Origin of the sequence: Rhodoblastus acidophilus (genome assembly GCF_025961575.1) — a bacterium.
Classification (GTDB): domain Bacteria; phylum Pseudomonadota; class Alphaproteobacteria; order Rhizobiales; family Beijerinckiaceae; genus Rhodoblastus; species Rhodoblastus acidophilus_C.
The window spans coordinates 79,556-103,374 of the sequence record NZ_JAOQNX010000017.1 but is presented as its reverse complement, the minus strand read 5'-3'; the positions used below and the strand labels follow the sequence as shown (position 1 = coordinate 103,374).

The window sequence follows — 23,819 nt, the reverse complement described above, 5'->3', positions numbered from 1 at the left end:
AGCCGCAAAATCTCAGGCCGCCTCGTCACCGGCCCTATGCGTGCGGAGACTTTCCAGCGCGCTCTCGATATGCTGAAGGGCGCGGCTTTGCGCCGAAGAGTTACCCTGTGCGGTCCTCAACTCCGCAGCTGCATAACGTAGATCGATTTCAACCAATGCCAAAAAACCGCCGCAGCTCTTGCCGTTTTCGTCGCGGTCAAGGGTGTTGTCGTTCGTCAATTGCTACCTCGGCATATTGCCACGTTCCAAAGTCGAAACGGCACAACGAGACAAAACGTCGCACCGTTCAAGGCGACCAACGTACAATGCCGTATCGTTAAAATTAGTTAGAAACATAACATTTATAACATTTAACCCACGCATTTAGCGCAAGTGTGCTATTCTTAATAGTTATGGCTCGCTGGCCGGATGCAACCATGTTCCCGCGAATGGGGGAGCGCACAACCACGGTCGCCATGCGCCCCGGCGTCAGGCCGCGCTCACTTCTGATTGCGGCGTTTTTGTTTCAAGGTCGTCAGACCAAGCGAAGAATTCTGACGGACGAACATTCAATTCTTGGCAGAGCGCCACCATCAAATGAGCGCTAATGCGCTTTTCGCCATTCTCGACGGCTAACATCACTTCAACTCCCACTCCGATAGCTGCGGCCAAGTCAGCTAACGCCCGAGTGCGCTCGAAGCGGATACGACGCAAACACGCACCTACCTTTACGTCGATTTGATTCGTGATAGCCATTCCAACCCTCGAAATCTTTAATTGCTCTGCGTCACACAACTAACACGCGTCAACATTAACACGGCCTTAACATATGCAACTCTAACGTGACCGCGACATGCTGTCACTCCGGCGGGGCGACGCCGCGTCCCCGTATGGAAAAAGACCGATAGAATAGGCGTTTAGAGCATTTAAGCTCAAGCTCTTGCATTTGCAATCATGTGACGTAGGGTTGCGAGATTGAGCGCGACGACAGGATTCGCGCAACCTACGTTTGTAAAGGTGATTGCGTTTCGTCAGCCGGCCTGGCTGCGCAGGGGAGAATTCGATTATGAAGACAAACAGCAGCGACAAGCTGAGTGAACTTGTGCAGATTAATTTGCTTTATGCTCAGGGCGAGTTGGACCTAGCTTTTTTCGACCGATCGGCGCTGCTTCGCGCTCGCCAACACCTCGACCATGCTTTGAAGGCGATCCGCGCCGAGAAGCGCGCCAAGCTGAAAATCGCGAAGAACGACGCCGCCTGAAAGTTAAGGCAGCCAATCGGACGCCCGGCGATCTGCCGGGCTTTTCATTTCAACCCAACCTCGGCAATCGATTTATGGTGATGCTGACCGTCGGACGCGGCGGGAAACCGCGTCGGCTGACGATCACCCGCAGCATTTATTGCCATGTCGCGGCGGCTTGGTCGCGCGCACGAACGCGCTCATGAATTTGCCGTCCACCTGTTTCGCCAGGGCGTCCACATCCAAGCCCTGGCCGACCAGGAATTCACGCGCGTCCTCGACCTTGTAGACGCGAGTCGGCTCAATGCCGATCTCCTCGAAGCCGGCCTCGCATAACTTGGCGCGGAAATCGTTCTCGTCGAGCGCGCCGGCGATGCAGCCGACCCAGGCGAGCATGTCCCTGCGGATTTCAGCCGGAATGTCGCCGCGCGTGACCACGTCGGACACCGCGAACCGGCCGCCCGGCTTCAGAACGCGGAAGGCTTCGCGCAGCACCTTGTCCTTGTCGCCGGACAGGTTGATCACGCAGTTCGAGATGATCACGTCCACGGAATTGTCCGGAAGCGGAATGGCCTCGATTTCGCCCTTGAGGAACTCGACGTTGGTCGCGCCGGCTTTCTCCTGATTGGCGCGGGCGAGCGCGAGCATTTCGTCGGTCATGTCGAGGCCGTAGGCCTTTCCCGTCGGGCCCACGCGTCTGGCCGAGAGCAGCACGTCGATGCCGCCGCCAGAGCCTAGGTCGAGAACGGTTTCGCCGAGCTTCAATTCGGCGAGCGCCGTAGGGTTGCCGCACCCGAGCGACGCCAGGACAGCGGCGTCGGGGAGTTCGCCCTTTTCATGCTCGGCGTAGAGGTTGGAGGTGATGGGATCGCAACCGTCCAGCACGGCGCCCCCTCCGCCGCAGCATGATCCTGAGGACGAAACGCGGCGCGCCGCCTCGGCATATTTTTCGCGGACGACGTCCTTGATCGCGGAGTCAGTCATTGCAACCTCCTATGCTTTGATGACGGCCTTGGGATTGATCGCCTTGTTGCGGGTGCAGCACTCCGCGAACAGAAAGCTCAGGATTTCCTCCAGCGCTTCGGTGCGGGCGGAATAGCGCAAGAACGTGCTTTCGCGCCGGACCGCGACCAGCCCTTCGTTCTTCAGCTTGTCGAGATGATGCGACAGGGTCGAGGGAGGAATGCCGAGTTCCGCGCCGATCTCGCCGACCACAAGCCCATTCGGATGCGCGGCAAGCAGAAGCCGGATGATCCGGAGTCTGGCCTCCGTCCCCAGCGCCGCCAGCATGTCGGCGTAGCGTGCGACCTGATCGTCCACCGAAGCCCCCTATTCTATATTTCTATAATTGCAGAAACAGCAAACGTCAACGCGAGGGAGCGGGACGTTTCAAGCTCGATCCGCAGTCGCGAGGACTTCGCGCCAACGTTGTTTGAACAAAGCATTGCGAGAAATCAACGTAATCGAGAACTCATGGCGCTCGCGACCACCTCTTCTGCCAAGGAGGCCAAGCCTAACGCTTGTTGGGCTTCACGCCCAGCCACCAGTCAAGCAAGGCGCCTTGAACGACGAAATGCTCGACGTGGACAACCGTGATCCGACCGTCAGAGTTGCGACTCTGTTGACGGCGGCCACCGCGCCACCGCCGGAGCCGATCCGGCGGCTCGCGCGCAAGTTCGACCCGGTTGATCGTCGGGCAGAAGCGGTCCTTGGCCATCGCCATTCGAAATGCGCGGACGAACAGGCGCGAAGCGCGCCTACCTCCGTTAAAGGAGGCCTTCTTCGGTGGGTGAAGCTGCCGTTCGCGCCCTGGGCTCCGGCGTCACCACGTGCGACCGGCCGGCGCTGATCAGATTTGGTGGTCGGCTCGCTTCAGAGCAGTTTGAGTATGTCCGCAAAGACGTCGTCCCAGTTGGCCTGGTCCATTTCGACGAGGCCGAGACTGCGAAGGAAGAAGGCGCCTTCTGCGGCGATCAGCGCCGTTCTGATCCGACGCTCCGCCTCGCAGGACGGATCAAGCTGGGCTATCCACTGGGCGTACCAGGCGCGGACATTCTGCACTTGGCCGGGCAGCTGAAGCAGCGCGAGCAGCAGGCCGACCAGTTTCGTCTGGGTCGCCTCATCAATGCGGCCAGACGCCAGAATATACCCCCGCGCGCGCTCCAGGCTGTCGGCGTCCGGCGGGGTGTTTCGCGCGAGCTCCGCCTCGAAAAGTTTGACGCCGCGTTCGACGATCGCTGAGATCAGGTCGTCCTTGCCACCGAAACAATATTGCACGCCGCCCTTGGTGATGCCGGCGCCCTTTGCGACGGCGTCGAAGGTGAGCGCGGCCGCGCCTTCGCGCAGAACGATCTGTTCGGCGACATCCAGCACCTTGTCGCGGTCGATGGTTCGCGTCCGGCCCATTTTTCCTCTTTTCAATACATACGTATGGATTTAAAAACTCGCCGAGGCTTTGGCAAGACCCCCCGAACGACGCACGCCGCTCCACCTATCGCATGACGCAGACCAGCGCCGCAGCAAAGGCCCGCCGCAAGACGAGATGAACAGGATCGACACCGCCATGAGACAAAGAGAATGCCGGCGCTTGCCGGGCGTCCTGACCCTCCCGGGCGTCGCCGCCTGTCTTGTTCTGGCGCTCGCCGGCTGCAAGCCCGCCAACGATCCGGCGCCCGCCGCCGAGGCCGCAATGGAGGTGTCCACCGCCATCGCCGCAGCAGTCGAAGCGCCGCGGACTGTCGATCTCCCGGGCCGCCTGTCCTCGACCCGCGTCGCCGAAGTGCGGGCGCAAGTCGCAGGCATCATTCAGGAACGCGCCTTCAAGGAAGGCGCCAGCGTCGCGGAGGGCGACGTGCTGTTCCGCATCGACCCCTCGATCTATCAGGCCGAGGTCGACGCCAAGACGGCGGCGGTCGCGCGCGCCGAGGCCAACCGGATTCAGGCGCTCAAACAGGCCGAACGCGCCGACGCGCTGCTGGAAAAGCGGGCCGCCAGCACCGCCCAGCACGACATCGCCACCGCCGCTCTCCAGCAGGCCGAGGCCGACGTCGCCAGCGCCAAGGCGCAACTCGTCCGCGCCAAAATCGACCTCGATCACGCCACGGTTCGCGCCCCGATCGCCGGACGCATCGGCCGCGCGCTGGTCACCGAGGGTTCGCTGGCGCAAGGCGACGCGACCCGGCTGGCCGTGATCCAGCAGATCGACCCGATCTACGCGGACTTCAGCGCCGACGCCTCCGAGGTCGGACGGCTCATGGACCGCGCCGCCGACGCCGCGGCGACCGAAGTCCGGCTGGTCAGCGCCGACGGCGCACCGCGCCCCGGCGCCGGAAAACTGCTGTTTTCCGATGTCAGCGTGGACGCCGGCACCGGACAGGTGAGTTTGCGCGCCGCCTTCGCCAACCCCAACGGCGCGCTGCTGCCGGGGGCCTATGTCCGCGTCCGCGTTCCCTTCGGCGTGACGGCGGGCGCGGTGATCGTGCCGCCGCAGGCCATTCAGCGCAGCAGCGCCGGCGAGGCGCAGGCCTATGTCGTCACCGGCGACAAAACCCTTGTTTTGCGCCCGCTGCGCACGGGCGCGCTGACGGAGGCCGGCTGGATCGTGGAAGACGGCCTGAAACCCGGCGAGACGATCGTCGTCGAAGGTTTTCAGAAAATCCAGCCGGGCATGCCGGTCACGCCAAAACCGTGGCGCGACGCCGGCGCGGCTGCGGCCGCAAAACCCTGAGCCGTTTTTCGAAAGCGCGGACATGACCAATTTCTTCATCGACCGGCCGATTTTCGCCTGGGTCATCTCGATCTTCATCGCGCTCGGCGGCCTGATCGCGCTCGTCTTTCTGCCGGTGTCGCAATATCCCGACGTCGCCCCGGTGACCGTTCAGGTGACGGCGACCTATCCCGGCGCGCCGCCGGAACGGCTCTACGATGGCGTCACCCGCATCATCGAGGAGGAGCTGAACGGCGTTCCCGGCCTGATGTATTTTGAGTCGACCAGCGACACTTCCGGTCAGACCCAGATCATGATCTCGTTCGCGCCGGGCTCCAACGCTTCGGACGCCACCGTCGCCGTGCAGAACCGGATCAAGCGCATCGAGGCCCGCCTGCCGCGCGTCGTGATCCAGCAGGGCGTCACCGTCGAGGAGGCCAGCACCAGCTTCCTCCAGGTGGTGACGCTGTCGTCGCGCGACGGCGCCCTGAGCGAAGCCGATCTCGGCGATCTCGCGGCGCGGCGCGTCCTCGGCGAGTTGCGGCGCGTGCCCGGCGTCGGCCGCGCCATCCTGTTCTCGACCGAAAAGGCGATGCGCGTCTGGATCGACCCGGCCAAGCTGGTGGGCCTGAATCTTTCGCCCGGCGATGTCACCGCGGCGATTTCCGCCCAAAACGCCTTGGTCGCCTCGGGAACGATCGGCGCGCTGCCGGCGAGCCCCGGCCAGCGCATCGTCGCCAACGTCCTGGTGAAGGGCCAGCTCACCACGGTCGGCGAATTCGAGGACATCGTCCTGCGCGCCAATCCCGATGGATCGCTGGCGCGCCTGCGCGATGTCGCGACCGTCGAGCGCGCCGGCCAGTCCTATTCCAATCAGACCCGCCTCGACGGGCGCCCCGCCGCCGGCATCGGCATCCAGCTCGCCCCCGGCGGCAATGCGCTTGCGACCGCGGCCGCCCTCAAGGCGAAACTGGCGCAACTGCAAAAGACGCTGCCCGCCAATGTCAGCGTCGCCACCCCCTATGACACCACGCCCTTTGTCGAGGTTTCGATCCATCAGGTGCTCAAGACGCTGGTCGAGGCGATGATCCTCGTCTTCGCGGTGATGTTCCTGTTTCTGCAAAACCTGCGCTACACGCTGATTCCGGCCATTGTCGTGCCGATCGCGCTGCTGGGCGCCTGCGGCGCGCTGCTGATCGGCGGCTTTTCGCTGAATGTGCTGACCATGTTCGGCATGGTGCTGGCCATCGGCATTCTGGTCGACGACGCCATTGTCGTCGTCGAAAATGTCGAGCGCACCATGGCCGAAGAAAAACTTTCGCCGCGCGAGGCCACCCGCAAGGCGATGGGGCAGATCAGGGCCGCCATTATCGGCATCACTTCGGTTCTGGTCGCGGTCTTCGTTCCCATGGCGGCGTTTCCCGGCTCGGTCGGGGTGATCTATCGCCAGTTCGCGGTCAGCATGGCGACCTCCATCGCGCTGTCCGCCTTCCTCGCCTTGTCGCTGACGCCGGCTTTGTGCGCGACCTTGCTCAAGCCCGTCGCGGAGGGCCACGAGCCGCGCGGCTTTTTCAAGATCTTCAACCATGCGTTCGCAACCAGCAAGCGGACCTATCTGTCGGGCGTCGCGCGCATTCTTCGTCGTCCCTTGCGTTCGCTCGCCGTTTACGCGGCGCTGCTGGCCGCGCTCGGCTGGGGTTTTTCGCGTTTGCCGTCGAGTTTCCTGCCCACGGAAGATCAGGGCTATGTGATCGTCGACGCCCAGACCCCGCCGGAATCCTCCGCCGAGCGGACGCTCGATGTGGCGAAGCGGATCGAGGACCATTTTTCCGCGGAAAAGGCGGTCGCGGGGCATGTGCAAATTCTCGGCTTCGGCTTTTCCGGCCAGGGCCAGAACACCACGCTGGCCTTCGTCAACCTGAAGGACTGGAAGGAGCGCGGCCCGGAGGACGGCGCCGACGCCATCAGCGCCCGCGCCAATGCCGCGCTCGGCGCGCTCCCCGACGCGGTCGCCATGGCGCTCGCGCCTCCGGCGATCGACTCGCTGGGCAATTCCAGCGGGTTCAACTTCCGTTTGCAGGACAAGGCCCAGCAAGGCCATGCCGCGCTCGCCTCGGCGCGCGACCAGCTGTTGAAAGCGGCGAGCCAAAGCCCGATCCTTCAGGGCGTCTATGTCGAGGGATTGCCGACGGCGCCGCAGATCGAACTCATGATCGACCGACAGAAGGCGAATGCGCTCGGCGTCGCCTTCGCCAGCATCAACGAGGCGCTGTCGACCAGCCTCGGCTCGGTCTATGTCAACGATTTTCCCAGCCAAGGCCGGATGCAGCAGGTGATCGTGCAGGCGGACGCCGCCCGGCGCATGAAGCCCGACGACCTCCTGAGCATTCATGTGCGCAATGCGCAGGGACAGATGACTCCGCTGCAATCCTTCGCCCGGATCGGCTGGACTATGGGCCCCGCGCAGGTGGTCGGCTACAATGGCTATCCGAGCATCAAATTTTCCGGCAGCGCGGCGCCGGGCTACGCCAGCGGCGACGCCATGGCGGAGATGGAGCGGCTCGCCGCGCAATTGCCGCAAGGTTTCGACTTCGCCTGGACCGGGCAATCGCTTCAGGAAAAGCTTTCGGGCAGCCAGGCCGTTTACCTGTTCGCCCTGTCGCTGCTGAGCGTCTTCCTGTGCCTCGCCGCGCTCTATGAAAGCTGGTCGATCCCGCTGGTGGTGCTGCTGGCGGTCCCGACCGGCGGCCTCGGCGCGGTTGTCGCCATGTTGCTGCGCGACTTGCCCGACGACATCTATTTCAAGGTCGGCCTCGTCACCGTGGTCGGCTTGACGGCCAAGAACGCCATCCTGATCGTCGAAGTCGCCAGGGAGTTTCTGGCGCAGGGGCGCTCGTTGCGCGAGGCGGCGCTGGCGGCTTGCGAACTGCGCTTCCGGCCGATCGTCATGACCTCGTTCGCCTTCATTCTCGGCGTGACGCCATTGGCGATGGCGACCGGCGCCGGCATGAACAGCCAGCGCGCCATCGGCACAGGCGTGCTCGGCGGCATGATCGCAGCGACCGTGCTGGCGGTGTTCGTCACTCCGCTGCTCTATGTGCTGATCGTCCGTGTTTCTCAGGGAAAGAGCAAGCAGACATTGGCGTCCCACGTCGATCTCGCCGACACGTCTCAAACCGTATGATGTCGTTGACGCTGGCAGCTTGGCGATGTTTCTTTTTCTATTTCGTCTTCGTCCGGTGTCGAAAGAGAAGCATCCGTTCGGGCAAAGACCAGAATCCGCCGATCACGACCGCACACCATGGGCTTCACAGAAAATGGCTACGGTGATGGTCGCGTTTTTGGGTCAGACACAAATGGAACGACAGGCGCCCATCCCGAACTTGAGCGGGAGCGAGAAACGAATCCCACCCCTTCCGCCAATCGCCCACTGTCCGACCCCCTCATATGTCGTGGAACGGATGTCGCCGCGGGCGCTGCGGCGCAAGAAAGCCAAGGTCAAGAGAGGCGCCGAAACGACCGCCAGCGCAACGAGCCGCTCCCCGGGCGGCTTTTTCGCGCCTTGCTCTATTGAACAACTCGCGAACAGAGTTCGGAAAAAATCGGAGACTTCCGCGCCATTTCAGCAAAAAGCCGCACCCCCTTGGGATGCGGCTTTTTTTTGCAACCGTTTCAAGCGGTTGAATGGTCGGAGTGGCGGGATTCGAACCCACGACCCCTAGTCCCCCAGGCAGCCAAAGTGGTTTTCAGACACATTCAGAAGCTCTTATAACCGTTGTTTCTGTTGACTTTTATCATCAGAACCCATCAGCACTAGTCAGGAGCCCGCGCTATTTTGTGTCCCATGTGTCCCATTTTCGTGGTATGAGACTAGGGGTCTGACCTGAAGGGGCGCAAAATGACCAAGCTGACGAAAGAGTTCGTCGAGCACGTAACGGCATCAACGAAGCAGCGCCTCGAATTCACAGACGAAGGCTGCAAAGGCCTTCGTCTGCGCGTCACGAGCACGGGCAAGGTTTGGGGATTCTTGGCGCGCGGCAAAGGTCAGGCCACGACCGTCAGGTTGACGCTAGGTCGCTACCCCGCAATGTCGCTTGCGCAAGCCCGAGCAAGAGCCAGCGCCGAGAGCGCGAAGCTTGAGGGCGGCCAAGACATCCGAGCCGAGGCAATCGCCGCAAAGCGCGAAGGCATGACGTTTGGCGACTTGGTTGAACGTTATCTTGCGCATGTCGAGCGCACGAAGGCGTCATGGAAGAATGACAAGGGCTATTTGCAGCGCCCGCTGAACAAGTGGCGCGATCGGGTAGCCTCCAGCCTCACGCGCAGCGACTTCGCGGAACTGCTGTCCGACATTGCGGCAACCGCCCCCGTGTCCGCGAACCGTACGCAATCCGTCCTACGTACGATGCTCGGCTATGCCGTTGACCGCGATCTAATCAAAGAAAACGTCCTGGCCGGCGCGAAAAAGTTCAGCGGCAAAAAGGAGAGGGCCAAAGACCGGGTACTGTGCGACGCCGAGCTGAAGGTTCTTTGGTGGGCGCTTGATGATCCCTTGTCGCCGACGTCGCGGAGCATTGAGCTTGCGCTTCGTACGATTCTATTGACGTGCGCCCGCCCCGGCGAGGTCGCCGGGATGAAGGTTGAAGAGCTGGAACTAGACACCCCTGCCCCGCAATGGACGATCCCCAAAGAACGGGTAAAGAACAGACGCGCCCATATTGTGCCGCTATCACCCCTCGCCGTTGAGACGATTAAGGAAGCGCTCGCCGATAAGCGCCGTGGCATAGACGGCGAAAGCCCCTACGTGTTCGCGAGCAAATGGGCTTCAACGGACGGCATTGCTCGGCACAGCCTTTCGCAGGCGACGCGGCGGATTTGCTCGGACGCGGACCATATAGAAAAGGGCCTGAAGCCATTCACGCCGCACGACCTGCGTCGAACAGGCGCGACGCTATGCAGGAAAAAGGTAGGCGAGGAACCCGGCGTCAGCCGCGACACGGTCCGAGCATTGCTGAACCATGTCGACGGATCAATCACAGGCGTTTACGACCTTTACGACATGCTTGCGGAGAAACGTGAAGCGGTCGAAAGGCTGGCGGATAGGATCAAGATGATTGTTGCATAGGCTCGCAAACGGATACGAAAATGATTTTCTAAAGCGCGATTGAACAGCGTTGCAGGATTGATGGGGCATGAAAGGCAAGAAAAATGCTAGAATTAAACACAAAAAAGCGCTGCCCATATTGCGGAGAAACGAAAGTAAAATTTAGCAAAGAACATATCATTTCCGCCTCAGTTCTTCGCAGAGTTTTTGGGACGCCGGTAAAAAATATCGTCGGCGGCGAATTGTTTGGCGGGCGGAATTTAATAGACAATGAACCAACATCAAAACACGTATGCAAAGATTGCAATTCGAGCTTAAGCCCTTATGACACGGAAGCAGCAATATTCGTTGGCGAAATTTGCGCCCATCATAATCTCATTGGCAGAAGCGTCTCCTTTAATTTGAATCGCATGAACTGGCTAATGAAAACCCACCTCAATTGTTTACAAATAACTAAATCAATCAGAACAGGTGACAGATACCATTTTTCCGAAGAAATTTACAGATCAATCTTAAATCGGGAGCGGGTTAATAGCGATTTATACGCCCTAGGGCTAGAAGGCCTTGAAACAGACGCACGTAATTGGAACATTGATGACATGAAAAATGTTTCATTTTTCCATTACAGAAGCGTCGAGTTTATTGATCAGAATGTTTTAGTTTCAGATTTTCGTATCAAATCTCTACATACATTCATTTTTCTGCCAATCAATAATGAATATCTATTTTTCAAAGAGCGCGTCGCGAGCACACTGAAAGAGATGCGAAACGAAGTTGGAATCAAACCCGAACTAGTTACGCCGGCGCTGCAAGAATCTCACCACATACCCGTAACGAGCATCGTTTCCCGCAACGATTTGGTCCGCCTCTTTGAATTGGAAGACAGAATGCGGGCACCTGGACACTGATCGAAACGCGGTGCCGCTGCAAACTGTCCTACATGCCCATATCCATGCTCTCGGAGCGTGCCGGGCGTGACGTGCAACTCGGCGAGGCGCTGCCCGGCTGAAGTGTCGGGCGTGCGGCGAGCGGCCTTCGGAAGTCACCCTGGTAGATGATCCAGCCGCAGGCGCTCCAGGCGCGGGCGGACGTCCGCAGGTTCGGATTGGGTTGAAATGAAAAGCCCGGCAGATCGCCGGGCGTCCGATTGGCTGCCTTATCTTCAGGCGGCGTCGCTCTTCGCGATCTTCAGCTTGGCGCGCTTCTCGGCGCGGACCGCTTTCAACGCAAGGTCGAGGTGTTGGCGAGCGCGAAGCAGCGCCGACTGGTCGAAAAACGCAGCTCCAATTCCCCCTGAGCATAAAGCAAATTAATCTGCACAAGTTCACTCAGCTTGTCGCTGCTGTTTGTCTTCATAATCGGTTTCTCCCCCGGGGCAGCCAATCCGGCTGGCGGAACGCAATCATCTTTACCAACGTCGGTTGCGCGGATCTTGGCGTCCGGCTCAATCTCGCAACTCTACGTTATCCAATTGAAAATGCAAGAGCTTGAGCCGAAATGCTCTAAATGCCTATTCTGTCAGTCTTTTTACCTACAGGGATGCCGCATCGCCCCGGAGTGACAGCCTGTCGCGGTCGCGTTAGAGTTGCATCTGTTAAGACTGTATTAACAATGACGCGTGTTAGGTCCCTGACGAAGGGGCATTCAAGATTTCGAGGTTGCAATGGCTATCACAAATCAGGTTGACGTTAAGGTTGGCAAGTGTTTGCGCCGCTTTCGCTTTGCACGCAATCGAACTTTGGCTGATTTGGCTGCGGCTGTCGGCACAGGAACAGAAGCACTGTTAGCCTTCGAAAATGGCCAACAACGGATACATGCCCGTTTGATGGTGGCGCTGTGCAAAGAGTTGAACGTCCGTGCATCTGAGTTCTTCGCTTGGTCCGAAGACGTTCAAACGAAAGCTCCACAGCCGGAAATTACTGAGGGTGAAGTGCGACGGGCGCATGGCGGACAGTAGCCGTGCGCTTCCCTATTCGCGCTCGCCTCGGGTGAAGTGTCTGGTGGCCTAGCTATAACGATTGCGAATAGCGGGCTTGACCCAAATTGGTTGGGTTATGTGTTTGAAATGCAATGTTTCTAGGTGATTTTGACAAAACGTCATTGTACGAAAGCCACACCAAAGGGCGCGACGTTCTGGCTCGTTGCGCAGTGAGCGCGGTAAAGCGGCAAACGCCGAGGTGGCAATTTGACGAACGATAACATTCGCGACCGCGATCTTGACCGCAAGAGCTGCGACACGCTCTTAGAATTAATTGAGATCGAACTCCTGTATGCGGCGGCGGAGTTGCGGGCTGCGAAAGACGACGCTTCGTCGCAAATTCGTGCCCTTCAGCACGTCGAGCAAGCGTTAGAAATAATCCGCGCGCAGCGGGCTAGAAACGCGGCTGATTGAGGGTCACCTTACAACTTGTCCGAGCCATCAACTGCACTGACGTTCGCTGTCTTCGGTCCCGTTGAGCCACGCTTGGGCGTCGACTTGACTAAGGATTTCGAGAACTTCTTGTTCGCGTGAACCTTCACATGTGGCCGTCTTCAACAGGTATGACGTTCCGTAACGGTACAGCGTATACGCCGTGCGGCTATTACTGAAGACGATTTCTTCATGATGGACCATTTTCATGGCAAAGCCTCATGCAATAAGCATGCATACACTAATTGCGTATATAAAAACAACGGTTTTTTAAGCATCGTGACGCACGTGATGTCTCGGAAGGCTACGTACGGATTAGGCGGATGCTCGCGAGGTTCAACCTGCGGAGATGAAATCGCCCTAGCTTGAAGCCAGGGCGCAACGTTGCAAGGTCCGCACTCGTCAGATGATCGCGAGCACCGCGAGCTTCAGAAAGCCAGCGGCGAGCACGGCGGCGGCGACGGCCAACAGGTCCCAATCCACAAACGGGCGGTGGCGATTGATCCGCGCAGACGTGGCGGCCATTGAGGCGACAGCAACGGACACGTCCAGCGGTTCGCACGGAATCACCGCAGGCAGGTTCCGCACCTCGGCGGCGGGCGCTTCGATTGTGACCGCCTCGGGCATGATGGGCGCAACTTCCGAGACGACCGCGACAGGTGCCGCGCGTTTTGCAATGGCCTTGCGGCGGGTCGACGGCCTGCGTTCAGGCGCGGCGGGCGCATCGCCCCCGCGTTCTTTTCTATTTGCTTTCATGATAGTGTGCCTTTCGGTTGTGTCGCGCTTGCTTTCCAAGGCTTCCGGCGTGACGTGATCGCGGGCGGGTCGGCGTTAAGTCGGCCCGCTTCTTATTTTACCGGCTTGGCTCTGGCCTTTGTTGCGCTGGCCTTCGTCGGCTTCGGCTTGGTCGACTGCGCTTTCTGCGCCGCCTCCACTTCGGCCTTTGCGCTCTCCAGCGCGTCTTCAACGATCTGGAGCACGCGGCGCATCGCCTCCTGATTCCAGGTCGATTTCTTCGGCTTGGTCGGTTGGCTGTCCGCCAGGAACGCGCGCTTCAGCGCGTCGACCATTAGGAAGTTGATTGACCTGTTTTGCCTTTCGGCTTCTGCCCTTATGAGCGCCATTAGCTCAGCGGGTAGCCGGATCGATGCGGTTACGGTCCCGCTCTCTTTCATTGCAGGACTCCGTTTGCGGCGTGTTCAGCATAGTGCGCATTTGTAGTCAGTCAACTACAATGTGTTCACGTTTGCGCGTCTCATGCCGCTTCGGCGGCGGCGTTATTGTCAGGATCGCTCAAAGCGTCGTCCACCTCAAAGGCGACCGTCTCCAGCAGATGAAGCGCAACCCGAAGGGCGCTCACGGCGTGGTCGGAGTTGACCACTGCCGCGAGGTCGGAAGGGTTGCTGTCGTCGCTGGTTTCGACGTCATCGAAAACAGCCATGTCGGCGATGCAAGCGCGAACGCGGTTGATGCAGCGGCGCGACAGTTCCTCGTGCTCAGCATTAAGCTTGGTTGTTTTGTGGGTCATTTTGGTTCCTATGGATATCTTATGAATGAAACGCCTTCAGTGTTGTTTGAGGGCGCGCATATGGTCGCGCCTTATTATTGCTTTGTCAACGTTATCAGCCTGCATCATAGTTGTCATGACTTGCGTGAATATTAACTCATGACAAATAGCATTCCCTCATTATTTTATTTTATTGTTCGCGAGTTGATCGGCAAGGCTTGTCATGCGGTCGCACGACGCCAGGATTTCGTTGCATATTTGCAAAACATTCTTGCAATTTTGCGCATTCTTGCACATGATTTTCCGTCCTGATTTGCCCGCCCTTGAGCACGGATGAACTGTTCGAGCGGGTGAGTTACCGGGTTCGCCCCCGGCAGGCCAAAGGGGCAGGTCTTGAGCGCGTGCGGGAGCGTTCGACCTGCCCCAATCTTTTCAAGAGAAGTGCGCCCGCTCCGGTGCACGAATGAGCCGCCGAGGCCGAAGCGGGCGCGAAGTTCGGAGAACCCCCCCAGCGGAATCAGTGAACGATGAAGCGTGCAAAGGCCGCGTGTGCTCGGGTCGCGCCGATCTTGTGAGCCAGACACTTGAAGCCGGTCAGCTTGAGCGCCGTTGAAATGACGTCAGGCGCGAACAGCGCCGGGCGTTGAACCATGAAGGCGGCGGCCTCCAGGCAAACGCGTTTGGGCAAGCCATCGAAAACAGCCATAGCCGCGACGCCGTTCTGTGCTTGCCGAAGCTCTCGGATCGCCGGACGCAACAACATCGGCGTGTCTGTCGACGTCGGCGGCCCTGTCGGCTTGCGCCTGATCGAAACGGGCGCGACGGTCATTGCGATTGCCGCCCCATCTGCGTCGTACGCGCGACGATCCGCGACACGCCGTCCGGCTCAACGCCCGTGATCTCGAAAACGTCGCCGCTGCATTCGCGTCGGATCAGGTCGCCGCTATTGAGCGCCCACGGCAACGCCTCGCGGCTGAAGCTGAAAACAGGCTTGCGGCTTTCCGCCATCGGGTCGGCGCGCGTCGTGGTGCCGGAATTGATCTTGAGGACCATTAAAGATCGCCACGAGAAAACCGCCATCAACGTGACGGCGTGATCCTCAAGTGGTTGCGGCCTGAAGTTGGGGCGCATTTTGCAAGGAATGATCGTGACGACTTCGCCGAACTCCTGATCTATCGACGCCGAAACGTCTTGCATCCCGGCGAGCCAATTGGTTTGCACGTAGCTCATGGGTTACCTTTGCTGTTGCTGTCCGTTCTTGTTCAGGTTTCCGTCGAGTGGAATCTTGACCATGCTCGCCGCCTGCCGTGCGACCTTGTCTGCGCCGGTCAACTCAATTTGAATCGAGCTGTGAACTTCGGCCTGTCCGCTCACCTGTCCGGCCACGTTGACGTCAACGGGTTTGCTGTTGATCGCGTTGACGGCGGAAAGCAGCGCGGACAGGTTGCCCTTATCGCTCGCCGCCCCGGAAGAAGGTTCAGCGGCAGGCAAGCGGAATTGACCGTTGTTCGCGCCGAAGCCGCCATAAAGCGAGGGCTCGGGTTTTTGCATACGTTCAAGCGCAGCGGCGGCCCTGTCACCTGCCAACGTAGGCGCTCCGAGCATTTCGCTTGCCCTGCGATGCGCGAACGGGTCGGTGTAGGTCAGGCGCTCATAAGCCGCCTTCAGGAAGGATTCGTTTTTCGGGTTCTGATTGTCGTACCGTTCGAACAGGCTATCAGGAACCCACTTGCGGTAAGTAGATCGGCCCTGGCGCGCTTCCTCCCAATGTCCAGGCCCGTGCGGCCTTACAGTCGAGTCGATCAAACCGAGGGACTTCAAGCCCCACATGGCTTCGTGAATCGCGCCCGCCGCTACCGCCCCGGCTGCGACGCCGAGCGAGGCGGGCAAGACTGCGCCGAGGGCTGAACCGCCAGCGGTAGGCGCTGCGCCGGCAGGCGCTCCAGGCACGGCGGCAGGAGCAAGAGGCACGCCCGGCGTTGCGGGCTTGCCCGTGATGCTTTCCAGCACTTTCTTCGACAGGTCCAGCGCCGACTTGAGCCCCCAAGCCCCGCCGATAACCGAAGCCAGCGCGGCGGCATAAGTGGTTGTCTGCTTCTGCGCGCCGTCGAGACTGGAAAGCCAGCCGGTGAGCTTCGTTCCGAGATTGGCAAGCCCGGTCAACACGGGCTTGTTCGCCTCAACGAATTGGTTCTTGGCGTCGTCATAGGACGCGGTCAGGCGGTCGACGGCGGCGGCGAGCCCATCCATGCGCTCGCGCGCGATCCGGTCGGCTGTGCCTCCCGCGTTTTTCAGAAGGTCTTCGTATTCCTTGTTCGTCTGAAGCTGCTGAATCGCGGAGACGCCTTTCGCGCCCTGCTTGGTGCCCAGGAATTCAAGGATTTGCTGCGCCGACATTTTTTGCAGCATAGCTTCCCAAAGCTTCGCGCCGTCGACCTGACCTTTTGACGACTCGAAGAACGCGCCGGCTTTCTTGCCGATCACATTTAGGTCCTTGGCGCTGGTATCGCCGAACGCACGGTCGTATGCGTCGCGAACAGCCGCGCCGAAAACAGCTTTCGTTTTGAACGCGCCGGCTTCGGCCTTCTTTTGCAAGCCCGCGATTTCGTGCGTCGGAAGTTCCTTCAAGCCGGCTTCAGCGAACGTGAGATTTAAGTTTTTCGCGTTGAGCTTGCCGGGTCCGACATAGTCGTCATACTTGATTCCTGCGGCCTGAAGCGCGATGCGTCCTTCGTTGGTTGGCATCATCACACGCGCGCCGAGCTGCCGCCAGAACACGCCGCTTTCATCGCCGCCGAACTGTTCGCGCTTGAGCACCATTTGCGTGGCCGCGACTTGCTCCGGCGAAATATGGGCGGCGGTGGTCGCGGCGGCGGCGTATTTCCACCCGCCTTCGATGTCCGCAGGCGACATCGCACCCATCTTGTTCTGAACAGCGGCGATGTCCGCGAAGCGCTTGCCCAGGCGGTGCGCCTCTTCAGGCGTCGTGACATGGTGCCCGGTGCCGAAAATCATACCCTCAAGGATACGCGCGCCGTTGGCGGCAGTGGTGCCGATCGCCTTGGCGAGCTTTACGCCCTCTTCGGTCATGGCGGCGGCGGTGCCGGCGTCCATGTGGCGTTTGACGAATTCCGATTGCGCGTGAACAACCGCCTCGGGCGTCTCGCCGTATTTCTGCGCCAGGGTCGTTTGCTGCTTGCGCAAAATATCCATGTCGGCGTCGGAATAATGCCCCGCCGCCTTCATCGCGATTTGCTCGCGTTCGATCGGCAGATATTCCTTCACAGCGTCGGCGGCGACATGGGGGAATTTATAGGCCGCATAGCTCGCCGCGCTGGCGGCGAGAGTTTTGAAGGCGGCGTTTAGTCGGTGAAGAACCGAAAGGTGTTTTTCTGCGGCCAAAGTTGCCGCGTTAAACTGGCCCGGCAAGTTTCCGAGCGCGTTCGTCTTGCCGGTCTTCTCCAGGTCCTTGGCGACCTTGTCGGCGAGCTGCGCAACGGCCTTCAAGACGGCGCTGGCCTTGTCTTCCGCGCTAATGGTCGCGGTGACTTGGGGGTTAGACATCCTTCTGTCTCCAAATGAAAAAAGCGGCCCGGTCGGGGCCGCTCTGTTCGTCGTAAGGCGTCAACGCTCGCGCTCTTTCTTCAGGTCAGCGATTGCGGCGAGATATGAAAAAAGCCGCCGAAGCGGCATCGCGTGCAACGTGGCGATGTCCTGCCGATAGTCGGCGAGCAAAAGCGCGATCCAGCGCCTTACGAATTTGTAGGGTTTTCCTCGGTTCCCGTGAGGCCGAGAATGATGTCAGTCACGGCGGTACGAACGGTCATGTAATCGCGCGCCGCAAGCCCGCGCAGGACGGTGACATCATGCCCGCACATGTCGGCGAGAAAGCGCATCATCGCGGCGTTGTCGTAGTCGAAATCAACGCGGCCATCCTTGACGCGAATCTTGAAGGGCTCGGCATGGTCGAAAAACGAGCCGGCGAGCGGTTCGCGCAGTTCGAGCGAGGTCACTTGCCCCTTATGCGTCATAAGCGGACGCGACAGGTTGACGGTCGCGACAGGCAGCGGCGCAGGAATCACGGTCGAATTATTCGGGTTGTTCGGGATCATTGGTCGGCGTCCTTCAGTTCTGAATTTTCGAGAGGTCAACGCCGAGCTGTTGGCAGGCGGCGGCCAGGTTCATTCCCTCGGCGGCGAGTTTCAGCGCGTAGCTGATTTTGTTGGCCTCGGAGCGGGCGGCGTGGTCGCCCAGGTCGGCGCGGTGACTGAGCGCAGCGAGGCGGATTTCGGCGCGACGCTTGAGGGTCGGTTCGGACATGTCGGCGGTTTCCTGAGAGATGGTTTGCGGTTCGGATGGTTCAAGGTTTTCGGCGGGCAAGCCGCCGAGGATCAGCGCCGCCCGTTCGGGCGGCAGGCTGTTCGCGTCATGGGTGAGCGCCAACAGAATTGCGGCGTCGGCGTGCTCCTGCGCTTCAGGAAGCCCCATGATCGCGTGGCGGTATTCGCGCCGCTGCTGTTCGGCCTTGCCGGCAGGCGAAGCCAAGAACGCTTGGCGATCGGCTGCCGCTTTGGCGGCATTTCGAGCCGCAATGCGTCGCTGTTGCTCTTGGTGCTGCGCTTCGAGTTGCCTTGCGCCGTCAGCATGGTGCCCGGCGTGAACCGCTGCGAAAACTCCAGCATAGGGAGAAGGCGGTTCGGGCAAGCCGAGCGCCGCCCGGTCTTCTGCGGTTAAGTCGGTCATGATGCGCCCCTATCAGTAAGGCCAGGCGAAGCCGAACGGGTAGCCATAGCCGGGTACGGCGTCGGCTGGCACATAAGGCCCCGCCCGAACCGCGCGGCGTTGCAAGCGCGGATCGCACATGATTTCGAGTTTGCGAATCTCGGCACGCAGCTCCTTGGCGTTGCCGTTCTGCGTCGACCGCCACCTGTCGCCGTCGCGGATTTGTTGGCTCTGCGCTCCGCTAAGGAGGGCGTACAAAGCCGCGCGAAGCTGCGGCAGGTACGCGCAAGGGTTGTCAATCGCCTGCGGCGGTGCCGAGGGCGCAGGAAGGCCGCTAGACCGCAGAGGCGGCCTATTGAACGCTGTCATGTTGTCACCTGTGGGTTAGTTGTGACGAGCCGCCTTCGGCGCTTCGTCGTCTTCTTCGATCGTTTCGTTGCGATCCTGCGTCGTGACGACGCCTTTGAACGTCAGGCCATATTGCGCCATTAGCGCGCGCTCAGCGGCGACTTGCGCAAGGTGCGTCTCCAAATCGCGGCCTCGCCGCGCAAGCACGTCCTCCAATGTTTCAATGTTGTTTTCCAGGGCCAGAACGTCCGCTTCAACGGCCTTCTTCGGGTCGGGCTCAAACCTGCCAATCCCAAGGAACTTGCCGGCGCAATAAGCCTCACGCGCTTGCCAGAACGGCGGCGCACCTTCCGGCGTCTCAATTTGCCCCGTCTCGAACATTTCTTCAGCCCATGCCTCGAACATGATCCGATAGAACCGTTCGAGGATGTTCCGCCGCCGCTTCATGTTAATGCGATGCGGCGCTTCCATCGCCATGCGCGACGCGCTGAACGATGTTGACGCGAAGTCGCCGGAAACCTGTTCGTACGCGAGGCCCGCCGCTCTCGCTGCCTTGCGCGTCAACGACTTGTCGAAGGCGTCAAACGTCTGGTGCGGATTTTCGACCTTGTTGAACTTCAACTTGTCGCCGGGCGCCAGATGATTGACCACACCCGGTTGCGGCTGAATTTTCGCTTGACTGTAACGTTCTTCACGAAGTTTGACGAAGCCGTCTATGATGGACATGGCGTCGTTCACTTCGAGCGAGCCGAAAGCGTGTTGCGGCGGCAGGTCTGATTCGACGGTCAACGCGAATTGGGTTTGCAGCATCGCGTTCGCAAGGGTGAACTCGCCGAGGCTTTCCTTCTCCTGCGCTGGCGTCAACGCGGCGATCAGCGGCGACAGGCCGCGAACCTGCCGAGGGTCGCGCAGCTCGAAAATGTGCGCCACTCTCACGCGGCCCCATGACGTCCGCGCGGGAACGAATTGCGCCATGGGCGCAACGACGGTATTTCCGAGCGGCAGGCTTCGCAGGTAGAAACCTGCGATTTGCCCGCGATCGTTGAACGCAACGCCGCTCAGAACCTTGCGGCCATCTTCGATGCGCGTAATCGTCGTGTCGAGTTGGCGATTGTCCAACAGGTTGACCTTCGTCCGCGTCGTCGCGCCGGGCACGCGCGCCCATTCGAGTGTTGCCAACGTCTCGCCGTTCAGCAAATACGCGCGATACGCGGCGGCGGCGATTTGGTGGCCGTCGAAGCGTCCGACGTAATCGCATTCGATCGGGCTGTTGATCCAAGCGGCCCATTTGGTTTCGATCGCGTGCGACAGCGCCCGCGCGGCTTCATCGGAAATGCCGAGCGCTTGCGCGTCCGGTTTGCTGGAGAGCGTCAAGCCGGTTCCAACGCCGTCCACTTCCAAGTTGTCAAGGATCGTCGCCAGCGCTGGATTGGAGGTTGCAAGGTCATTCGCAACCGCCGAAGCCAAAGGCGCTTCCCGCGCGTGCTGCCCGCCCATTGTTATCGCATATGGAACGTTCGCGCCCGTGCTCCAGCCATACCCGCCGAAGGGCACAGAATAGCGCGCCCAGGCAAGGCGCGGTCCCTTGCCATCAGTGCCGTCCATGAAGCCGGCTTGCGCCTTCAGCGCCTCGGCGAGCGCCGCAGGCGGCGCGACGGCGGGCAGGCCCGCCGTTTGCGTGATGTTAGGTGCGGTCATGACTTCAGGCCCTTACGTTGACGCCCTTGGCGGCGGCCTGTTCGGGTGAAATATAGCCCCGCGCCACCGCATATCCGGCGGCGGTTTTCGCGATTTCCTCCGCACGCGACGCCTTGGCGTCGCCGCCCGGCGAGAGGTTCCGCGCGTCGGCGAAGGCGGATGCAACGCCCACGGGTCCTTCGATTGACATGGCTTCGAGAAACGGACTTTCAACGGGCATTTTCTGGAGAATGTTCGCGACCTGCGCCGACGTCATGTTGGTTGTCAGCGCAAGTTCTTTGGCGACGTTCGGGCGTTTCTTGCCTTCGGGGCCGTTCAAGATGGCGTTAATGCGGACGCGTTCGGCCAGGATCGCTTCGCTTCTGATTTCCGCTTCGCTGCGCGCGGCGACGGTCGGACGTTTCGTCTTACTGGTAACGTTCATGGGTGATGTTCTCCTGATTGGAGTCGTGAAGTGCGGCCAGCCGCGCGGCGGCGTCCGCTATGCTCGGTTTCGGCGTTGCCGATTTCGGCGGGGGCTTCGTCATGGTCGCGACGGCCAAGGCGTAAGCGAGCGCGTCCAGAGGTTCATTGCCGCCGCCAGAACGCGACGACATGTGAAACTCTTGCCGCGCGTATCCCCGCACGAAACGAGTTTTGAGGGTTTCGACAGTCAGTCCCTCAAAATAGGATGCGTCCAGATGGTCGGGCAGGTGAATGAAGTTCGGCCCGACTTCCTGCATGTTCAAGCGGCGGTGAATGGACGCTTTCACGCCATCAACGCCGACAAGATACAAAGTCGTCATGTTGCGAAGTTTTGAGCCCTTGCGGATCGTCGGCTTGTCGAATCCGCCCACGCCTTTAACTGCGAGCACGTTGCGCGATTTCTTGCGCTGCGCCGCGCAGAACTCGGCGACGTTCGAGGTATTGTAACCGCTGTCGATAGCGCACGCCGAGAGCATGAGCCGCCGCCCGTCGCGCAGGACAAAGACAGCGCCGCCGAGCAAGGCGTCGAAGTCCCGCCATACTTGCGCGCCTGACGTGTCGCCGTGCAGCACGATATGATTCAAAACCCAAGCGCGCTTATCGGTGACGTTGACACCGACGAAGGAAACCTCCAGGCGTTCGGCCTGAACGTCCGCGCCTGCAACTACCATGTCAATTTCGGCGGGATACGGCGCGCGGACCGGCTCGGCGCGTTGCTGAAGTTCCGTCGCGTCGACCTTCAATTCGCCGCCATCGTCAAAGACTTCGGCCAACGTCGTGTTGTGGAAGACGCGCAGCTTTTCCGGCGTGTCGGCTTCCTCGCGCTGTTGCGCGACGGATGCAAGCGAGCTGAAAACCGAAACAAGCTCGGTAGCGTGAAACGAGCGAATTCCCGGTTCAGGGTTTTCGTTCGTCGGTTGCCAGTCGCCGAGGTCGATTGCCCGCAGGCGTTCGGCTTCGGTCAGGTGGTGCCCGCAATCGTCGCAAACGAGGCGCGCGGTATGCGGCTTGCCTTTTTCCCATTTCAATTGCTCGAAGCGGAAATAATCAAACGCGCCGCATTCGGGGCACGGGCAGAAAAACCGTTCCTGCGTTCCGCGATCGAACCATTCCTTGACGCGTGACGCGCCTTTGGCGGTCGGCGTGCTGGCGATGATCCGCTTTCGGTTCCTGAAGGTGCGCGTGCGCTTCGTCGCCAACGTGACCGGGTCACCCTCCGAACCTGCCGAAGCGGCGAAGCGGTCAATTTCGTCGAGGAAAAGCCAGCGGATCGCGCGGGCGGCCAAATCGTCAGGTTTGAAGGACGATGCGACGTTCAGCGAGCCGCCCGGAAAGAGTTTGTGCGTCAGGCTGTCGCCGCCGCCCTTCCTTCCGCCGCCGACGATCTTGCGCAGGCCCGGCGACGCCTTAATGACCGGGTCCAGGCGGTTGCGCACGAAGTCAACGGCCTTGCCCTCTGTCGGCGACACGTGAAGGACCGGCCCAGGGTCCTGCGCCATCGCGAAGCCGAGCGCGCAATCGATCGAAATCGATTTTCCCGTTTGCGATGCGAGCATGAAAACGAGCGTGTCGGCGCATTCGTCAGCGACGGCGTCGACCATGCCGCGCTGATAACGCGTGAGGCGCAGCGGCCCCGGCTCGGCGTTGCTCTCGGATGGAAGGACGATGTTCTGTTCGGCCCATTCGGCGGGCGTCAGACGTTTTGGCGGTTTGAAGGCGGCGAGGATTTTTGACGCAAGGTCAAAATCATACATTCAACTCAGCGCCTCCTTATCGAAAGTTTCCGGGTCGGCGAGCACGCCGAGCGCAGCGACGGCCTCTTGATCGATCAACGCGCGGATTTGCCGTTCATCGGTCATGCCAGCGAGGCGAGGCGCGAGCTTCGAGCCGATCGAAAGAAAGGCCGATCGGGCGCGAGTGGCGATGTCGCGGCATACGGCTTCGACGGCCTCGCGCTCAACCAAGCGACCTTCGGCCTGTTCGAGCTGAAGGCGCATCTTCCGCGCGCGCATTTGCTCGGCTTCGGCCTTCGAGCGGTTAAGCGCTCGGCGGGCTTCATCGTCCAGGCTGTTGCCGTTCGAGGCGCGGCCTGCGACGCGGTTACCGTTGATCCGGTCTTCGTCGAGGCGTAGCTTGATCGCGGCGCTTGCTTCGTCGTGGTCAAACGTCTTGTCGTTCGGATCGCGAAAAATGCCAGCGTCGTTCAGGTGACGGAGCGCGACAGAGCGCGCGATATGGTTTTCGGCGGCGAGCGCCGAGATTGTTGCGCGTGTCACCGCGTGAAGTTCCTTGTTCTTGATGCGCAAACGGGATGTCGCAAATATGCTGAAGCCTGCAATCGTGCTTATGTTTTCATTTATTTCCACATGCTCGCATGCGGACACGTTCAACTACGCGTGCAAGTCCTGCTCATTTCCAAGCACAGGTGCGGGTGACGGATGCAATGTTGTACCCGGAAAGACTTATCCTCTCCTCATAGATGACAGCAAAAACGTCCTCGAATGGCGAGGAAAGAAATACAAACTGACTGAACAGTCTGACTGCGCAAGGTTCGGCTGGCACGCTGAAGGAAATGGCGTGTCGTTCGATTTCTGCACTGCGACTCAGGGTTATGGCGCAATCGAGGTCTACGGAGAGACG

27 protein-coding genes are annotated in these 23,819 nt (G+C 60.4%); 7 read left to right on the top strand and 20 right to left on the bottom strand.

The annotated features are described in order from the left end of the window. Nucleotides 1-12: 12 nt before the first annotated feature. Both M2320_RS13440 and M2320_RS13435 read right to left on the bottom strand, forming a co-directional pair. The gene (locus tag M2320_RS13440) at nucleotides 13-219 is read right to left on the bottom strand and encodes a hypothetical protein (protein WP_264597724.1); all 207 of its coding nucleotides are present in this window, start codon (nucleotides 217-219) and stop codon (nucleotides 13-15) included. Nucleotides 220-468: 249 nt separating this feature from the next. Next, nucleotides 469-735 carry a helix-turn-helix domain-containing protein gene (locus M2320_RS13435; protein WP_264597723.1) on the bottom strand — a complete coding sequence of 89 codons (267 nt, stop codon included), beginning with the start codon at nucleotides 733-735 and terminating at the stop codon, nucleotides 469-471. Between the two features lie 310 nt (nucleotides 736-1,045). Between M2320_RS13435 and M2320_RS13430 the strand changes: the two genes are divergently transcribed. Continuing rightward, the gene (locus M2320_RS13430; RefSeq protein WP_264597722.1) at nucleotides 1,046-1,240 is read left to right on the top strand and encodes a hypothetical protein; all 195 of its coding nucleotides are present in this window, start codon (nucleotides 1,046-1,048) and stop codon (nucleotides 1,238-1,240) included. A 123-nt stretch (nucleotides 1,241-1,363) separates the two neighbouring features. Here the strand turns inward: M2320_RS13430 and M2320_RS13425 are convergent, their stop codons facing one another. From M2320_RS13425 to M2320_RS13410, 4 genes are all read right to left on the bottom strand, one after another. Continuing rightward, nucleotides 1,364-2,203: an arsenite methyltransferase gene (locus M2320_RS13425; protein WP_264597721.1), complete on the bottom strand. Its 840-nt coding sequence runs from the start codon at nucleotides 2,201-2,203 to the stop codon at nucleotides 1,364-1,366. A gap of 9 nt (nucleotides 2,204-2,212) precedes the next feature. Further along, nucleotides 2,213-2,539, bottom strand: coding sequence for an ArsR/SmtB family transcription factor (locus tag M2320_RS13420; protein WP_264597720.1), 327 nt, complete (start codon nucleotides 2,537-2,539; stop codon nucleotides 2,213-2,215). 193 nt (nucleotides 2,540-2,732) lie between these two features. After that, nucleotides 2,733-2,936: a hypothetical protein gene (locus M2320_RS13415; RefSeq protein ID WP_264597719.1), complete on the bottom strand. Its 204-nt coding sequence runs from the start codon at nucleotides 2,934-2,936 to the stop codon at nucleotides 2,733-2,735. Between the two features lie 155 nt (nucleotides 2,937-3,091). Then, nucleotides 3,092-3,625, bottom strand: coding sequence for a TetR/AcrR family transcriptional regulator (locus M2320_RS13410; protein WP_264597718.1), 534 nt, complete (start codon nucleotides 3,623-3,625; stop codon nucleotides 3,092-3,094). A 157-nt stretch (nucleotides 3,626-3,782) separates the two neighbouring features. Here M2320_RS13410 and M2320_RS13405 point away from each other — a divergent pair, with 157 nt between their 5' ends. The 4 genes from M2320_RS13405 to M2320_RS13390 all read left to right on the top strand — a co-directional run bounded on the left by M2320_RS13405 (nucleotide 3,783) and on the right by M2320_RS13390 (nucleotide 10,937). Next, complete coding sequence (locus M2320_RS13405; RefSeq protein ID WP_264597717.1) at nucleotides 3,783-4,946, top strand: efflux RND transporter periplasmic adaptor subunit; 1,164 nt, start codon at nucleotides 3,783-3,785, stop codon at nucleotides 4,944-4,946. Between the two features lie 22 nt (nucleotides 4,947-4,968). Next, nucleotides 4,969-8,109, top strand: a complete 3,141-nt coding sequence (locus tag M2320_RS13400) for a multidrug efflux RND transporter permease subunit (protein WP_264597716.1) — start codon at nucleotides 4,969-4,971, stop codon at nucleotides 8,107-8,109. Between the two features lie 714 nt (nucleotides 8,110-8,823). Beyond that, nucleotides 8,824-10,050, top strand: coding sequence for a tyrosine-type recombinase/integrase (locus M2320_RS13395; protein WP_264597715.1), 1,227 nt, complete (start codon nucleotides 8,824-8,826; stop codon nucleotides 10,048-10,050). Between the two features lie 83 nt (nucleotides 10,051-10,133). After that, entirely contained in the window at nucleotides 10,134-10,937 is an 804-nt protein-coding gene (locus M2320_RS13390; RefSeq protein WP_264597714.1) for an HNH endonuclease, read from the top strand. Nucleotides 10,938-11,250: 313 nt separating this feature from the next. Here M2320_RS13390 and M2320_RS13385 read toward each other — a convergent pair whose 3' ends face one another. Then, nucleotides 11,251-11,385, bottom strand: a complete 135-nt coding sequence (locus M2320_RS13385; protein ID WP_264597713.1) for a hypothetical protein — start codon at nucleotides 11,383-11,385, stop codon at nucleotides 11,251-11,253. Between the two features lie 307 nt (nucleotides 11,386-11,692). Between M2320_RS13385 and M2320_RS13380 the strand changes: the two genes are divergently transcribed. After that, nucleotides 11,693-11,986, top strand: coding sequence for a helix-turn-helix domain-containing protein (locus M2320_RS13380; RefSeq protein ID WP_264597712.1), 294 nt, complete (start codon nucleotides 11,693-11,695; stop codon nucleotides 11,984-11,986). 228 nt (nucleotides 11,987-12,214) lie between these two features. Further along, entirely contained in the window at nucleotides 12,215-12,421 is a 207-nt protein-coding gene (locus M2320_RS13375) for a hypothetical protein (RefSeq protein ID WP_264597711.1), read from the top strand. Between the two features lie 420 nt (nucleotides 12,422-12,841). Here the strand turns inward: M2320_RS13375 and M2320_RS13370 are convergent, their stop codons facing one another. From M2320_RS13370 to M2320_RS13310, 13 genes are all read right to left on the bottom strand, one after another. Continuing rightward, nucleotides 12,842-13,195, bottom strand: coding sequence for a hypothetical protein (locus tag M2320_RS13370; RefSeq protein ID WP_264597710.1), 354 nt, complete (start codon nucleotides 13,193-13,195; stop codon nucleotides 12,842-12,844). Between the two features lie 92 nt (nucleotides 13,196-13,287). Next, nucleotides 13,288-13,614, bottom strand: a complete 327-nt coding sequence (locus tag M2320_RS13365; protein WP_264597709.1) for a hypothetical protein — start codon at nucleotides 13,612-13,614, stop codon at nucleotides 13,288-13,290. 80 nt (nucleotides 13,615-13,694) lie between these two features. Beyond that, nucleotides 13,695-13,967 carry a hypothetical protein gene (locus M2320_RS13360; RefSeq protein ID WP_264597708.1) on the bottom strand — a complete coding sequence of 91 codons (273 nt, stop codon included), beginning with the start codon at nucleotides 13,965-13,967 and terminating at the stop codon, nucleotides 13,695-13,697. A gap of 496 nt (nucleotides 13,968-14,463) precedes the next feature. Then, entirely contained in the window at nucleotides 14,464-14,775 is a 312-nt protein-coding gene (locus M2320_RS13355) for a hypothetical protein (protein WP_264597707.1), read from the bottom strand. After that, nucleotides 14,772-15,176, bottom strand: a complete 405-nt coding sequence (locus M2320_RS13350; RefSeq protein WP_264597706.1) for a hypothetical protein — start codon at nucleotides 15,174-15,176, stop codon at nucleotides 14,772-14,774. Before M2320_RS13350 ends, M2320_RS13355 begins: the two co-directional genes overlap by 4 nt. A gap of 3 nt (nucleotides 15,177-15,179) precedes the next feature. Then, nucleotides 15,180-17,510: a phage tail tape measure protein gene (locus M2320_RS13345; RefSeq protein ID WP_264597705.1), complete on the bottom strand. Its 2,331-nt coding sequence runs from the start codon at nucleotides 17,508-17,510 to the stop codon at nucleotides 15,180-15,182. Between the two features lie 188 nt (nucleotides 17,511-17,698). Further along, nucleotides 17,699-18,058, bottom strand: coding sequence for a phage tail assembly protein (locus M2320_RS13340; RefSeq protein WP_264597704.1), 360 nt, complete (start codon nucleotides 18,056-18,058; stop codon nucleotides 17,699-17,701). Nucleotides 18,059-18,071: 13 nt separating this feature from the next. Continuing rightward, on the bottom strand, nucleotides 18,072-18,689 hold the full coding sequence (locus M2320_RS13335) for a hypothetical protein (protein ID WP_264597703.1): 618 nt from the start codon (nucleotides 18,687-18,689) through the stop codon (nucleotides 18,072-18,074). A 12-nt stretch (nucleotides 18,690-18,701) separates the two neighbouring features. Further along, entirely contained in the window at nucleotides 18,702-19,037 is a 336-nt protein-coding gene (locus tag M2320_RS13330; RefSeq protein WP_264597702.1) for a hypothetical protein, read from the bottom strand. 15 nt (nucleotides 19,038-19,052) lie between these two features. Beyond that, entirely contained in the window at nucleotides 19,053-20,714 is a 1,662-nt protein-coding gene (locus tag M2320_RS13325) for a phage portal protein (protein ID WP_264597701.1), read from the bottom strand. Nucleotides 20,715-20,718: 4 nt separating this feature from the next. Then, nucleotides 20,719-21,138 carry a hypothetical protein gene (locus M2320_RS13320; protein ID WP_264597700.1) on the bottom strand — a complete coding sequence of 140 codons (420 nt, stop codon included), beginning with the start codon at nucleotides 21,136-21,138 and terminating at the stop codon, nucleotides 20,719-20,721. Further along, nucleotides 21,122-22,933, bottom strand: coding sequence for a phage terminase large subunit family protein (locus M2320_RS13315; RefSeq protein ID WP_264597699.1), 1,812 nt, complete (start codon nucleotides 22,931-22,933; stop codon nucleotides 21,122-21,124). Before M2320_RS13315 ends, M2320_RS13320 begins: the two co-directional genes overlap by 17 nt. Continuing rightward, entirely contained in the window at nucleotides 22,934-23,569 is a 636-nt protein-coding gene (locus M2320_RS13310) for a hypothetical protein (protein WP_264597698.1), read from the bottom strand. It abuts the gene before it with no gap. Between the last annotated feature and the right edge of the window lie 250 nt (nucleotides 23,570-23,819).